The organism is Priestia sp. 179-F W1.4 NHS (genome assembly GCF_045369295.1).
GTDB classification, from domain to species: Bacteria; Bacillota; Bacilli; order Bacillales; family Bacillaceae_H; genus Priestia; species Priestia zanthoxyli.
This window is the reverse complement of record NZ_JBIQFF010000006.1, coordinates 1-15,409: the sequence shown is the minus strand read 5'-3', so window position 1 is coordinate 15,409 and position 15,409 is coordinate 1. Positions and strand designations below refer to the sequence as shown.

At 39.0% G+C, this 15,409-nt stretch carries 8 protein-coding genes and 1 tRNA gene; 1 reads left to right on the top strand and 8 read right to left on the bottom strand.

Translation table 11 applies throughout. The annotated features are described in order from the left end of the window. Nucleotides 1-4: 4 nt before the first annotated feature. From addA to ACH0CI_RS22015, 5 genes are all read right to left on the bottom strand, one after another. Nucleotides 5-3,742: a helicase-exonuclease AddAB subunit AddA gene (gene addA / locus ACH0CI_RS22035; protein ID WP_406902276.1), complete on the bottom strand. Its 3,738-nt coding sequence runs from the start codon at nt 3,740-3,742 to the stop codon at nt 5-7. After that, nucleotides 3,735-7,235: a helicase-exonuclease AddAB subunit AddB gene (gene addB, locus ACH0CI_RS22030; protein ID WP_406902275.1), complete on the bottom strand. Its 3,501-nt coding sequence runs from the start codon at nt 7,233-7,235 to the stop codon at nt 3,735-3,737. Before addB ends, addA begins: the two co-directional genes overlap by 8 nt. A gap of 263 nt (nt 7,236-7,498) precedes the next feature. Then, on the bottom strand, nt 7,499-8,239 hold the full coding sequence (fabG, locus tag ACH0CI_RS22025; RefSeq protein ID WP_014461644.1) for a 3-oxoacyl-ACP reductase FabG: 741 nt from the start codon (nt 8,237-8,239) through the stop codon (nt 7,499-7,501). 580 nt (nt 8,240-8,819) lie between these two features. Further along, nucleotides 8,820-9,437 (bottom strand): TVP38/TMEM64 family protein, encoded by a 618-nt coding sequence (locus ACH0CI_RS22020; RefSeq protein WP_028412419.1) that lies wholly within the window; start codon nt 9,435-9,437, stop codon nt 8,820-8,822. Between the two features lie 164 nt (nt 9,438-9,601). Next, a complete protein-coding gene (locus ACH0CI_RS22015; protein WP_406902274.1) occupies nt 9,602-11,581 on the bottom strand; it encodes a S9 family peptidase in 1,980 nt (659 codons plus the stop codon). 176 nt (nt 11,582-11,757) lie between these two features. Here ACH0CI_RS22015 and ACH0CI_RS22010 point away from each other — a divergent pair, with 176 nt between their 5' ends. Then, a complete protein-coding gene (locus tag ACH0CI_RS22010; RefSeq protein ID WP_028412421.1) occupies nt 11,758-11,994 on the top strand; it encodes an IDEAL domain-containing protein in 237 nt (78 codons plus the stop codon). A 195-nt stretch (nt 11,995-12,189) separates the two neighbouring features. Here the strand turns inward: ACH0CI_RS22010 and aceA are convergent, their stop codons facing one another. The 3 genes from aceA to ACH0CI_RS21995 form a co-directional block, all read right to left on the bottom strand. Then, a complete protein-coding gene (aceA, locus tag ACH0CI_RS22005) occupies nt 12,190-13,473 on the bottom strand; it encodes an isocitrate lyase (protein WP_028412422.1) in 1,284 nt (427 codons plus the stop codon). A 392-nt stretch (nt 13,474-13,865) separates the two neighbouring features. Beyond that, complete coding sequence (locus ACH0CI_RS22000) at nt 13,866-15,125, bottom strand: M48 family metallopeptidase (RefSeq protein ID WP_406902273.1); 1,260 nt, start codon at nt 15,123-15,125, stop codon at nt 13,866-13,868. A gap of 209 nt (nt 15,126-15,334) precedes the next feature. Then, nucleotides 15,335-15,406 (bottom strand) — tRNA-Glu (locus tag ACH0CI_RS21995). Between the last annotated feature and the right edge of the window lie 3 nt (nt 15,407-15,409).

The following is a 15,409-nucleotide window of genomic DNA, read 5'->3' as shown; positions in this document are numbered from 1 at the left end:
TTTCTTATATTTCAACAGCATGTCCACCATCTAAAAAGTAAAGATAGCGATGCTGAACAGGTTGTTTCACAATCCGCTCAATGGCCTTTGCGTAAAGCTCTAACTGAATGCGGTATCTTTCAATTAGAAATGGTTTTGCTCGTTCAAAATCCCCTTGAAAACGATCCGAAATATTATCTGTTTTAAAATCAAGTAAAACGAGGCCTTCTTCCGTTTCATATAAACAATCAATAATACCTTGTACTAAAATCGTTTCATCTTCCTGCTCCCAATGATCATAGATTTCTTTAGCGGAGACACCTAAACTAAAAGGCATCTCTCTATAAACCGTGCGAGCCGTTCGAATACCTTGTGCAATGTCACTGTCTAAAAAGTCTGCTACATCATTTGCATCAACGGCATCCGCTTGCTGTTGCGTCAACAATTCTTTGGTAACCATTGATTGAATAAAGTCTTGAACCATTTCGAGGGTATAAGCTTTATTTAATGGAAGCTGCTGCATAACGGCATGTGTAGCTGTTCCTCTTTCAGCTCCTGTGAGAGATTTCTCTTGAAGAAACAGCGGACGATTTTCAAGAGGTGCTTTAGCTCCCCGAACAAGATCATTGCTTGCACCTGCATCCGTCAGCTGCTGCTGCCTTTTTAGTTCAGAAACAGATTGCTTTGAACGATGAACGGAAGCTACACGATAATCATAAGACCAATTTAAGCGTCTATACACTTCCTCTTTATAATCGCTGGATTCTGTAACTGGCTCATGCTTTTGAAGAGCGTTCAAAAGCTCTTCATGATGCTGCTGCTCTTCAAGAGGCTGTTCGGCTAAATCACCTGCTAATAACGTTGAAAGCTTCCAGCTTGAAGCATGCTGATAAATCATCTCGGCCGGCTGGACCTCTCCTTCAACCATATGACTAACATTTTTGTGACGAATTAAAGAAGGTCCAATCCAGTCTAAATAACATTTTGCATCTCTTCTCACGTGAGCTGGAAGCGTCCAATCTTCGTGTCCCATAACGGAGCTCCATTGTCTGAGCTTTTCTGGTGCGTCTTTTACTGTTCCAACTAAAATAAGTTTTTCTTTCGCACGCGTCAAAGCTACGTATAATACCCGCATTTCCTCTGCCATGCTTTCTTTTTTCATTTTTTTCTTCATGGTCTGCTGAAGAAGAGTCGGGTACGTAATACGCAGTTTCGGATCAATATATTTAGATCCAAAACCTAGTTCTTTATCGAGTAAATAAGCTTTATTCAAGTCCATTAAGTTAAACTGACGAGCAAGACCAGCTACGAAAACAACAGGAAATTCAAGACCTTTACTGCTGTGGATCGTCATCAAACGCACCACATCTTCTTGTTCTCCCAGCGCTCGAGCAGCTCCTAAATCGTTCCCTCGATCCTGCATCCGTTCAATAAAGCGTAAAAAGCGGAACAGACCTCTAAATGAAGTCGCCTCATACTGGCGAGCGCGATCGTAAAGAGCACGTAAATTGGCTTGACGCTGTTTCCCGCCAGGAAGTCCGCCAACAAATTCAAAGAAACCCGTGTCGCGGTAAATTTGCCATACTAGTTCTGACAAAGAGCTTTGTCTAGCTTGTGTTCTCCATGCTTTTAACTGCTCATAGAAATATTTCACTTTATCGCGAAGTTCTTCATCATCTGAAACCGCTAAGTACGTTTTTAACGCATCATAATACGTTCCTTTCTTTTGCTCTGCTCTCAGTGTAGCCAACTCTTCATCTGAAAGCCCTACTACCGGTGAGCGAAGAACAGAAGCTAACGGAATGTCTTGATGCGGGTTATCTACTACTTTTAATAAAGACATCATAATCATCACTTCAGTAGCATCAAAATAGCCTGTTGATAAATCCGCATAAATCGGCACACCTTCTTGTTTAAATTCATCCATAATCTGCGCAGCCCAAGGCATGGAACGAAGCAAAATAACAAAGTCACGATACGTTACGTTTCTCATGATATCGAGCTTGCGATCATATATTTGAAAACGGTTTTGAACGAGTTCTTTGATTTTGCGCGCCATTGCTCTTGCCTCTAACTGAGCGGTTTCAAGCTCTGCTTCTGAAAAAGCGACGAGAGAAGAATCCGATTCTTCTTCCGCTCCTTCTTCTGCATTTTCTTTTGCAATCAGCAGAAGCTCCGTTTCCATTCCTTCCACTTTTGGATACGATGCTCCTAATTTTAAAGAAGCATCATCGTCATATGCAATTTCTCCTACTTCTTCATCCATCAGCTGGTTAAAAATAAAGTTTGTGGCGTCAAGCACTTGAGAACGACTTCGGAAGTTTTTATTTAAGTCAATACGTTTTCCAAATTGTCGTCCATCTTGCGTAAATCGCTTGTACTTCGTCAAAAACAAAAATGGCTCCGCTAAACGAAAGCGGTAAATGGATTGTTTTACATCTCCAACCATAAATAAATTCCCTTGTTCTTCACTATCTCTCGTCACTAATTTAATTAGTGTTTCTTGAACCATATTTGTATCTTGATATTCGTCAACAAGCACCTCTTCAAACTGAGTGCGATATTTTTGAGCAATGGACGAAGGCTTAAGCACACCGTCTTTTTTTACACTCAAGATTTGTAGGCAATAATGCTCTAAATCAGAAAAGTCCACTAACCCTTTCTCTTTTTTGATGTGTTCATATCGTTCACCGAAGCGCTGAACTAAAAAGATTAGCGTTTCAATAACGGGCTTCATTTTTTCAAAATCAGCCATGTAGCCGTACAAAGGCCTAGAAAACAAATCAGCATGAAGCTTTTCAAGGCTTGTTTTCGCTTTTTTGCGAAGCTCTCCGAAATCATCTAAAAGCTGCGAGTCGTATGCATCTCCTTTACATGGCTTTAAACGAGTAAAATTCAAATTCTGCATTTCCTCATGCAAATCAGCAAAAGAATGCTTAGAAGCGCTGATCAGCCGATGAATTTGAGCCAGGTCTTCCTCTGCATTAACGGCGCGAGGAGCAGGCCCTCCCGGCAGCTTTGTTAGCTCTAAGCCCTGTTTTAAAATCGACTCAATGCCCACGAGCTGCGTTGTTACTTCTTGTAAAAGAAAAGACAAAAACGGAAGTGAATCAATAGAAGAGTTCTCTGTGACATCATATTGACTCACAATCATTTTAAGCCAGCCGTTTGGGTCGGGATTAGATCGTGCAAAGTCATATAGCTTTCTTACCATAAGCTGAATATCTAAGTCATTTCTGTCGCTTGTATAACGATCAATTAAATCAAAGAATCGCTCGTTCTGTTCAATACTGTACTGCTCTTCAAACAATTCTTCTAATACTTCTTCACGCAGAAGATCCGCTTCCGTATCATCTGCAATTCGAAAACCAGGGTCTACATCGATCAAATAATAATACGTTCGAATGACTTCTAAACAAAAAGAATGGAGCGTAGAAATCGACGCACGGTTTAATAAATTAAGCTGTCTGCGCAAGTGTAAAGAAGATGGATTCTTTTTTAACTCTTTTTCCAATGCTTCTCCAATTCGATTTCTCATTTCGGCTGCAGAAGCATTTGTAAACGTAGCAACTAGTAATCTATCAACATCAATTGGTTCCTCACCCATCGTAATCTTTTTAATAATACGTTCGACTAAAACCGCTGTTTTTCCTGAGCCAGCCGCCGCGGCTACTAATATATCTTGACCGGATGAAACAATGGCGTTCCACTGATCATCCGTCCACTGGGAGTCGGCCGGTTTTACGTGTATATCTTCACTCATCTCGTTTGGCCTCCTCTCGAATTTTATCTAAAATAACATTTTGACTCTCTGTACTAAGCTGACGATATTCGTTGTTTTCCATTGATTCATCGAACTGACAGATTGAGCGGTATTCACAAAACGCACATGGTGTTTTATCTTTTAGCTTATAAGGCGAAATATCAATTTTTCCATTTGTAATCTCAGTACCTGCCTCTACAAACTTACCTCGCACATACTGACGGAGATGTGTAAAATCTTCTTCGCTCGCAACCGAAGAATTGGAATAAAAGCCCCCTGTCTTTTTAATACCCGCCGATATAACCTGTGAGTGCCCTGATTCTAACGTTTCGTCCATTAATCGGACTGCTTCCTCGTCCCCTAAAAGCAGTCCTTTCATTTTAAACTTCTTGAAGATTTCGGCTTCAATTTGATCGGGTTGTAATGCTTTAGTACTGTTGATCATTGGATTATGAACGTGGAAATAAAGAACGCCAGCAGGCAATGCTCCTCTATTATCATGAAGAAGCTGTTCAGCATACGTCACGACTATGTCTAAATAAGCTAAAATTTGAAGAGATAAACCATAGTACACTTCCACTAAGTTTAATGCTTTATCGCTTGATTTATAGTCGACAATACGCAGTAAAAGTCCCTTGGAGCTTTCCGCTTTATCCACTCTGTCAATTCGGCCAACAAGTTCCATCGTATGGCCATTTGGCAGTGTAAACGGCATAGAAGGCAGCTCCGCGCTAGGACCAAACCCTAATTCCAATCCAACAGGAACAAACCCGCTCACCTTAGCGTGCTCACTTAACACAAGCGACGCACGTTCAATAATTTGCTGCAGCTTATGTGTTAAATAGTGGTGGCGATTAGAGCTCAATAAAATTTCATTTTGTAAGCGCGGAGCAAGTTCGTGCACCGCAGCCGTAGAAAGCTGCTGACAGTCTTTTCTCGTTAAGTTCTTCCATTCTTTTTGACCGCCCCGTAGCTCGTCTGAAATCATTTTCAGCGCCGCGTGAAATAACTCGCCTATGTCAGGAGCTGCTAATTTGAAAACTTTTCGTTCTTTAAGCTTAAGCCCGTGAGAAGCAAAATGAGCGTACGGACAGGCTTCAAATTTCTCCATTCTCGATACACTTGCTTGAATATGCTTTCCATACAGACGCTGACTCGTTTTCTTTGTTAACCTTTTTGCTTCGTTTTTATAAAATAAACTGCTTAGTACTTTCTCGCTGTATGAGTTCCAATCTGAATTTTCCACATAAAAATTATATACATCCCACCAAGCGGAACTCATCGGATAATGGCGTTTCCACCCTTGCAGCTGGCTGGCTAAATGCGCGATGCTCGTTAAGGGATTTGTTATATAATCAACTTGCTTTTCTTCTTCTAAATCCGTAGGCTCCGTCATTAACAGCTTTTCCTGCAGGAGCGGAAATAGCTCTTTTAATCGATTAATAACGAGTGAAGGCAGCAGAGTCTTCCCTTCCTCATTGGCAAGAGGATACGAAACATAAAGTTTTTCAGAAGAGCTGGAAAGTGCTAAATAAATGAGAAATTGTTCGTCAAACAGCTTTTGCCTTCCAGTTGGCGCAAGTAATAAGCCTGATTCAAGCAGCTGCTCTCTCTCTTTCTCAGATAACAGGCCATCGCTTTTTGGTTTAGCTGGAATCACACCGTCATTTACGCCTAGCACAAAGCTTGCTTTGATATCGGATAAACGCGAACGCTCAAAACTTGCCACAACCACTTGATCCAGTGCAGGCGGAACAAGTGCAAACTGCATGCTGTCAAGCCCTGTCTCAAATAGATCCGCGAACAAAGAAATCGATACTTTCTCTTCTCCCATCATTTCAACAAACTGATCAAATAAGTGAAGAATTGCTTTCCATACCTGCTCGTGCTCTCTTGCTTCTTGAAGCTTTCCTTCTTCTTCACATCGATTGCGCAGCGCTTCTATCTTTTGTGGAATATCTAAATTCGTTAAAAAACGATAGAGTGCTTCTGCTTTTTCTTTTCCTATTTTCGCTTGTTTTAATTTTTGCTGAAGCGAATAAATAGGAGGAACAATCATATTTTTTAATTCATTTATTTTTTGCTCAAAAGCAAGCTCTTCGTCAATTTTCCCAAGGTTCATGTCTTCAAGCGAACGATATTTTCTGTAGGTAAATGGCTCCTTACTCGTCCACTTAGATCCTTGAATACCGTAAGCAAGTACGTAATTTTCTAATTCATCCATCTCTTCGCGAAGCTGGTGCACATCAGATGACAAAGGAAATAAAAGGTCTGTTTTCACTGCCCGAAAAATGGTTTCGTATCGCCATGACCCGCTTACCACCTCTAAGACTGAGCGAATAAATTCAACGAGTGGATGGTGAAACATCGCTCGCTTTTGGTCAATAAAGTACGGAATTTCATAATCTCGAAAAATGGTTTGAAGCAAGTCATGATAGTCTTCTGCATTTCTAACAATCAAGGCAATATCACGATAGCGATAGCCGTGATCACGCACAAGCGACAGCACTTCTCTCGCAATCCCTTCTACCTCTGCTCTTCGGCTAACAGCAGGCAGCAGCTGAATCTGCTCGGGCTCTGACTGAAATTCCGGCGTTGGCCGTTCATCATAATATCGTTCTAAATAGGCAAGCTCTGGACTGTTTTGATGCCTTTTTTGTTCATTAAATACGTTTGGCTCTTGAATCTCTATCCCGTTTTCAGCCGCCAGGCCCATTATTTCTTGATACGTTTCGCTCGTTAATCGAAACAAGTGCAGGTCATTTGGAATAAAATCTTGATATGAATAATCAGAAGTAACCGCTATTTTCACTTCTCTACAAACTTTCATCAGCTCTACTAATACCGTTAATTCTTGAGGAGTATAGTGATGAAATCCATCTACATAAATCGTTGCTTGAGCAAGGTACGCAGAAGAGACTACTTTTTCACTCAGCAGCTTCAAATAATCTTCTCCATCTACATATTTTGTCATCAGCTGTTTTTCTAATTCTCCGTAAATGAGATGTAAATCATGTAATTTATCAGCAAGGACTTTCTCATCTTCTGCTTGAAGTTTTTGCTTCATCTCTTCGAGAGACGGTGCATCTACCGTGTACTGTTTAAATTCTTTAACCATTTTTTCTAGTTCTTCAATAAACCCTGCTTGTTCTGAAGAATTCGCAAACAATCGAAGCTCTTTTTTTTGATGCTCGATAATTTTTTTAAGCATCATATGAATACCTGTTTGATCCACATGATAGCGGCTAATACCTCCGACTTCTTGCAGGATACGCCACGCAAGACGTGTAAAACTATAAACTTGAGCACGCATCATGCCTTCTAACCCAGGTGTTTGAACAAGCGCATACTCCGACTGAAATGTCATCTGTTCAGGTACAATATAAATAAGTGGATGCCCAAGCGGAGCATTTAACAGCTCTTGGCGCATGCTATTTAAAAGATATTCCGTTTTCCCGCTTCCTGAACGTCCTAATAAAAACTGTAGCCCCACGTTTTCACCCCTTCATTTTTCTTCTCTATATTTTTAGTTGTTTAAGTGCAAAATGGATAAACGCCACGCAAACACGTGACGCAGTCGTCAAAATTTTATAGTGATAATCAGCTAAATCTCTCTATCTCTCTCCTTATTATTTTACTGAACTTGCAGACAAAATTCCACTTTGCACATATGTGAAATGCTGGATGCAACAAAAAAACTTTTCAGTAGCCAAATGACCACTGAAAAGTTTTAGAAAAGCGAGTTATTTTCTACTTTTACATCATGATTCCACCATCTACATGCAGTGTTGTGCCGTTAATATAGTTGGACTCATCAGAGGCTAAATAAAGATAAGCATAACCAATGTCAGAAGGCTGACCTAACCTTTGTAAAGGAATAGTGGATTTCATTTGATCAATGATTTTGTCCGGCATCGCCTTCACCATATCCGTCTCAATAAACCCGGGAGCTACAGCGTTTACATTAATTCCTTTTCGCCCAAGCTCTTTAGCCCATGTTTTTGTCATTCCCACTACGCCGGCTTTTGTCGCCGCATAGTTTGTTTGACCAACATTTCCATATACGCCGGATACCGAAGATGTGCTGATAATTTTCCCTTTACCTTGAGCAATCATATGCGGTACAACGGCTTGCGTACAGTGAAAAACGCCTGTAAGGTTTACGTTAATGACCGCTTGAAAATTTTCAACTGATAATTTAGTTAGCATTCCATCTCTGGTAATACCTGCATTATTAATTAAAATATCTATTTTAGAGAAGCGTTTCACGACTTCTTCTACCATTGCATCTACACTGTCTCGATCCGCTACGTTTACTTGAAAGAATGCTACATCTCCGCCTTCTTCTTTTAGCTGAGCTGCTCGTTCTTCTCCTACTTTTGCATCGTAGTCAACCATAGCGACCTTTGCACCCTCTTGTGCGAAAATTCGAGAAGCTTCGAACCCTAACCCATTTGCTGCACCCGTAATAATTGCCACTTTATCTTTTAATCTCATGTCACCCGCGCTATAAGACGCTTACTAACAACGATTAATCAGCAAGTCGCTTGAATCTTAGTAGCGCATTCCCCTCCTCAAAACGACGCCAAGCACGTCTTAATGATCATTCGGTGCTTTTCTAGTAATGATCCCTCTACTTACATCTTAGTAGTCAAGCTCAAAAATCATTCATATAATTTTTAAGAAAACGTTTTGAAATACATGAGGTGATAATACATGTTGAGAAAAAACATGTATATCTCTAGAAAACAAAGGGTTCATTACTTAGGTGCAACTAGGAATAGACGTCTAATTTATTCCCAGTTTTTTCTTTTATTTTAGCATATTTTTCACAATTGATAAACAAAAAACTTGTTCATTACTAGACAGATACTCTGTATGTGCATTGTTCTACCAACCGAATAAACAGACAAATAACTTCTTTAAGAAAAAGGCAAAAAACCTTTCAAAAATGCTGCTGTATTCCTATAAGAAAAGGTTTTTCCATAGTTTACAATACCCTCTTCTGCTGTATGTATAACAAAAGACTGCCTATTAAAAAGCAGTCTTTCATCACTATTTGTTATATATAAACAAACTATTTGTCATACTGTTTCACTTTAGATTTTTCATTTAATCTTCGTTCAATTTGCTTTCCAACAAGCCATAGGACAAAAATGATCACTAAAACAAGTACTGCTTTTAAAGGCTGTTTCACAAATGAAACAAAATCGGCCCCAATAAAGCTCATCATAAATATCATGACCATTTTACCCGCTAATACAGCAAGCATAAACTGAGCCATACTGACACGTGATAGTCCAGCTACTACATTAATCGCTGAAGACGGCGTAAAAGGGAAACAAAGCATAATAAACAGCGGTCCAAAACCGTGTCTTTCCACCCAAATCATAATCTTTCGAATTTGCGCATGGCGGCTGATAAAATGTAAAAACCTCGCCTGTCCGTATTTTCTAAAAATCAAAAAGACAAGCAGTGATCCAACGCAGCTCCCGATCCATGAAATTAAAAAGCCTAACCATAAGCCAAAGGCAGCAGCATTAGCCATTACAAACGCAAAAAGCGGCAAGATAGGGATAAACGCTTCTAAAATAGGCAAAAGCAGTCCGGGAATGATCCCAAATGATTGATATTGTTTTAATAACTCGAGGACGCCGTCTAATGTCAAATAATGCTTTAATGTTTCAAAATCCATCGAATGTTCTCCTTATTTAAACAACTGTGCTACTTTTCACTTATTGTACTACTTTCCTTTACCAAACAAAAGTTTTACAGCGTTTTATCTTTTCTGCCCTGTTGCGCTTGCCATATAGCCAGCCCTTACTTACACGAACAGAACCTCTAGAACAACATGTGCTTTTACTTAGACTGCTGCAAATAACGTTTAAACCAGCTGGTTAAATATTTTAGTCTCGCCGTTCGTAAATTAGGCTTACCGCTTCTAGAAAGTTCATGGTTAGATTGAGGAAAACGAATAAATTCTACTTCTTTATCTTTTCTTTTTAGTGCCACATAAAGCTGTTCAGCTTGTTCAATTGGACATCTATAATCCTGTTCGCTATGCAAGATTAACAGCGGTGTTTTCACGTTCTCCGCTAAACGAAGCGGCGAGTGGTTCCAAAGTTTTTCCGGATTCTCATAAATATCAGCTTTCAATTCCCATTCGGTAAAATAATAGCCAATATCACTAACGCCGTAAAAACTCGTCCAATTTGAAATAGACCGTTGCGTCACCGCTGCTTTAAACCGATTTGTACTTCCTACAATCCAGTTTGTCATAAATCCTCCGTAGCTTCCTCCTGTTACGCCAATTTTATCTTCATTAATATAAGAGTAGCGGTTAATTGCTTCGTCGGTTACTGCCATCAAATCCATATAATCCATGCCTCCGTAATCTCCTCGAACGGCATCTGTAAAGGCTTGACCATATCCTCTTCCGCCTCTTGGATTAGAAAAGAGGATATTGAACCCTTTTGATGCAAGCACTTGAAATTCAAACATAAATGTATGACCATACATAAGATGCGGACCTCCGTGAATTTCTAAAATGGTTGGAGATACATCGTTGGCAGCAGCCGCTTTTACGACCCAACTGTGGATATGTATACCGTCCCTGGCAGTCGCGCAAAAAGATTCTGCTTCCGTTAACTGCACATGCTTTAAAAATGAATCATTAACGTTTGTCAGCTTCACTAGTTCCTCTGTTTTTAAATTTAAAGAATAAAGATCTCCGGGATGTGTAAATGTACTGATTGCTACGATAGCTTCCTCACCGTTGGGAACAACAGATACCCCGTATACGTGAGCATTATCCATAAGCACAGAGTCTAACTTTCCATTTACATTTCCTTTATATATGCCTACAGAACCCTTTTCACTTACGACAAAATAAAATTCTTCCTTACTGCTCCACATAATTCCCGCTGCGGTTCTTCCAAAGTGAAAATCTCCTGCTACCATATCTCCTATTTCTAAGTCTATACCTGCAGTGATACAAGCTGTTTTTTGATTGGAGACCTGATAAATATATATGTCATTCATTGAAGCCGATCCGTATGTACGTTCATTTCCAATGTAAGCTATGTATGACCCATCTGGTGACCACGAAACTTGATGAAAATATCCTGTTTCTGCTGTAATAGATGTTAACTTTTTAGTATCACGATGCAAAATAAACACGTCCATGGTTAACGATAAATCCGGATTCTCTCCTCGGCTGCTGCAAAATACAATTGAATTTGCATCAGGGGCCCAGCATCCTACAGAGTGATGATAAGGTCCATCCGTTAAAAACGTCACTTCTTTATTTTTAAGTTTAACGACCGCAACTTGCGTATATTCACCTTTTAAATAGCCGCTAGCATCGGATTTATACAACAAACGTTCCACTTCGTATGGCTGAGGATGCTCATGATTTTGTTCAACTCTTACAGCTTTTTCTTCTACTTTTGTAGAAAACATAATTTCATCACTATAAGGAGACCATACGGGATTACTAACGCCTTTTTCACAATCTGTGAGTGCTTCTGCTTCCCCGCCTGTCGCTGCTAATAGATAGAGCTGAACGGTTTGACTGCGATCTGATAAAAAAGCAATCCACCTGCCGTCAGGAGACCAGGCGGGAGAATGATTATTTCCTTTATAATACGTCAATTGCTTTGTTTTTTTTGTTTCAAGATCTAACATAAACAGCTGCGTCTCATAATCGTTTTCTATTTTTTTCGTTTCTCGAACCGTATAAACTACACTTTTTCCATCTGGAGAAATCTGAGGGTTATACACAGACTTCAATTCATACAAATCCTCTACCGTTACCGTACGCTTTTTTAAATGATTCAATTTCTTCGCCCCCAAGGATTCATTTTTAAACCAAATAGCCAATCGATAAAAACGAAAGTAGCGTTTCCCTCTTACTTTATCATTTCTAAAAATAAAAATCTAAAAATTTAGAAAATTAGTTGTTTTTTCTTCTTTTAATCTATATAATAATAAAAAGGGTGCAGAGGTGATGAGGTATGAACAATGAAAAATCGTACACGGAAATGATGAAGTCCCTCGCTCGCAAGAAAAAAGTAATTGATACTGTGAGTATGTTGGATGTTTATATCGAAATGGTAATTGATGAATCGCTTTTTAAGCGTCAAAAAGAACTGTTAGAAACAAACATTAACACGGCATTAGATCAACGTGATGAAACTGCTTTTTATGAGCTATCAGCACAGTACCAATCCTTACTTCAAACATCTACTTAATATTTCAAGAAGTTCATTCATGTTAATGATTTATATGTACGTTTAACAGGCAGAACCTTTCTTCTCAGGAAGAACAGCTGTCTGTTAAATCGTGTTTACTACATAAAAAAAGATTCTTACAGATGTAAGAATCTTTTTTGTTAGGATTTTTTCTATGAGTGGAAGTAAACAACCGTTCCACTCATAGATTTTTTGTTATTTATGCGCCTGAAACTGCTCTTCTTCTGTTGAACCTTTTAAAGCTGTTGTAGAGGAAGTCCCACCGGAAACTACTTGCGCCACTTCATCAAAATAACCCGTTCCTACTTCACGCTGATGTCTTGTAGCAGTATATCCATTTATTTCACTAGCAAACTCTCTTTCTTGTAACTCTGAATAAGCTGCCATTCCTCTTGTTTTATATCCTCGTGCCAGTTCAAACATGCTGTGATTTAAAGCGTGGAAGCCAGCAAGCGTAACGAATTGGAATTTGTAGCCCATTTTTGCGATTTCTCTTTGAAACTTTTCAATCGTTTTCTTATCTAATTTTTTCTTCCAGTTGAAAGATGGTGAACAGTTATAAGCAAGCATTTTACCTGGGAATTTTTCATGAATAGCATCTGCAAATTTTTGTGCCTGTTCCAAGTTTGGTTCAGACGTCTCACACCATACTAGATCAGCATATGGCGCATATGCTAAGCCACGAGCGATAGCTTGATCGATTCCGGCTCTCGTGCGATAAAAACCTTCAGCGGTGCGTTCACCTGTAATAAACTGGCGATCTACAGGATCAACATCACTTGTAATTAAATCAGCGGCATCAGCATCGGTACGAGCAATCAGAAGTGTTGGAACACCCATTACATCAGCAGCTAAACGAGCAGCAATCAAGTTTTTCACAGCTGTCTGAGTTGGAAGCAATACCTTGCCGCCAAGATGACCACACTTTTTCTCAGATGACAATTGATCTTCGAAGTGTACCGCAGATGCTCCTGACTCAATCATTCCTTTCATGAGTTCAAATACGTTCAACTGTCCTCCGAACCCTGCTTCTGCATCTGCTACAATTGGAGCAAAGTAATCAATGTCCCCTTCTCCTTCTAAATGCTGAATTTGATCGGCACGCTGCAGCGCTTGATTGATTCGTTTCACAACATGCGGCACGCTGTTTGCTGGATATAGACTTTGATCAGGATACATATTTCCTGAAAGGTTTGCATCTGCAGCTACTTGCCATCCACTGAGATAAATGGCTTTTAACCCTGCTTTTACCTGTTGTACTGCTTGATTTCCTGTTAAAGCTCCTAATGCATGAACGTATGGCTCTGTTTTTAATAAGTTCCAGAACTTTTCGGCCCCTCTTCTAGCAAGCGTGTGTTCAATATCAATGGATCCTCTCAGTCCAATGACTTTTTCTGCAGAATATGGACGTTCAATTCCTTTCCAACGCTCATCGCTTTTCCAGTTCTCTTCAAGGTTTTTTACACGAATCTCTTTCATTCTTTATACCCCCTAATGAATTTAAAATTCTATATTCATAAAAATATAAAACGCAGCAGTGAGAATATGTCTGTTTCATGATGAAGTAAATTAGCAGTTTGCCATAGTTTTAGTAAGAACGTAGATGAAATAAGTAAATAGTTGAAGGACATGTAGTAAGACTTTGTTGAGGTGAATATACGCTGATAAGTTTGCCTGCTATCTTTTCAATCACAAATAACTATTCCTCCCTATTGTTATAAAACAGTTTTTATTTTACATACGTTATTATATAACAGTACTTTCGAAAATGAAACCTCCTTTTAGAATTTTTTTCCTACTCGCAAGGAGGCTTTTCTATTAATACCTACGTATAAAAGGCTTCATATATCCTTTACTTTTTCTTATATCACTTATTCATTTCTTTCATACTTCTCAACAAATGAAATTCTTTCCAATATTGTTGGATGACCATATCGAAAAATTTTCACTAAATACGGCGGATTCACCTGGGACAGTCCTGATTTTGTTAAATCCTGAAATGTTTTAATAGCAGCTTGTTTATCTCCTGTTAAGTCCATGGCGTACGTGTCAGATTGAAGTTCATGATGACGCGACTGCATATTTGTTAAAGGACTTACAGCAAATGTGAGCACAGAAAAAATAAGTAGAATAAGCGGTAATGAATTTAAATCACTAAGAGAAGTGATTTTTAATGCTTTCCCCCATCTCTTAATCACAAAGCTAGCTAAATGTTTCGTTAGCCATAAACCTACAATCGATAAAACTAAGGCTGAAGCAATCCCTACATAAATATGTTTCTTCACATAGTGACCCATTTCGTGCGCCATGATAAACAAAATTTCACGTTCCGTCAATTTATTAAGAGTAGTATCCCATAACACAATTCTTGAATTAGAACCTATTCCCGTTACATATGCATTGAGAGAGTTCGTTTTTTCAGACATGTTTACTTCATATACATGCTTAGCAGGTATATGAGCTTCATCTGCTAAATGCAAAATTTTCGTCTCCAGCTCTTTATTCTTTAATGGATAAAAATCGTTATATAACGGATCGATAACCACTGGTTGAATAAACGTCAAAAATAGCGTAAATGGAATAGATACTAGCCACGCATACAGCCACCATCTTTTTGAAAACTTACGAATGAATGCATATAACACAGCAATCACTAAAAACATCGTGGCATAGTTCACCCAAAAATCTGTAAAAAGATCTTTCATCCATCCTTGGAAAGGTTGCGTCGTAATATGGTAAGCCGTTGAAAGCTTATAGCTAATCCAGTCCATAGGAAAAGAGTAGATCAGCAGCAGAACAGATAACCAAAATACATAAATAGCAGTTTGGAGAAGACTGAAACGGCTGACGTCTTTAGACCACTTATTCACTTTCTTAGACACACCTAACACTAAAATTAAAATAAACCCTAACCACTCATATGGAATTCGGATAAAAAAGAGCGCATCTCTAATCTTTGAATATTTTTCGGTTAACATAAGTTCTCTTGCATTCATAAACGTAGCCGGATCCACGCTGGTACCTTTTAATGATTGTGGAATAGAGGTGTCACTTATATAAAATAAATACACCCATATACAAGCTACATATACAAGAAAAACTCCGATGGACCACAAAACAATTTTTTTCACGCATTCCCCTCCTTTTGTACAAACAGTATTCTGTTATTACTATTGTAGGTTTTTTTTCGAAATTTAGAACAAGCGTTTAGAGATGTGCTATAGGAAATGCAAATTGTGAAGAGAAAATCATAGAAAAACGAAAAACAGAGTTTATTCTTTTGTCTAAACTCTGTTTACAAACAAAAAAAGCAGTTTGCATATGCAAACTGCTTTTGAGATGACCCGTACGGGATTCGAACCCGTGTTACCGCCGTGAAAGGGCGGTGTCTTAACCGCTTGACCAACGGGCCAGT

What these genes read in the sequence shown, in the direction of transcription:
- addA (WP_406902276.1), bottom strand. Translation starts at nt 3,742, where the DNA reads ATGAGTGAAGATATACACGTAAAACCGGCCGACTCCCAGTGGACGGAT.
- fabG (WP_014461644.1), bottom strand. Translation starts at nt 8,239, where the DNA reads ATGAGATTAAAAGATAAAGTGGCAATTATTACGGGTGCAGCAAATGGG.
- ACH0CI_RS22020 (WP_028412419.1), bottom strand. Translation starts at nt 9,437, where the DNA reads ATGGATTTTGAAACATTAAAGCATTATTTGACATTAGACGGCGTCCTC.
- ACH0CI_RS22010 (WP_028412421.1), top strand. Translation starts at nt 11,758, where the DNA reads ATGAACAATGAAAAATCGTACACGGAAATGATGAAGTCCCTCGCTCGC.
- aceA (WP_028412422.1), bottom strand. Translation starts at nt 13,473, where the DNA reads ATGAAAGAGATTCGTGTAAAAAACCTTGAAGAGAACTGGAAAAGCGAT.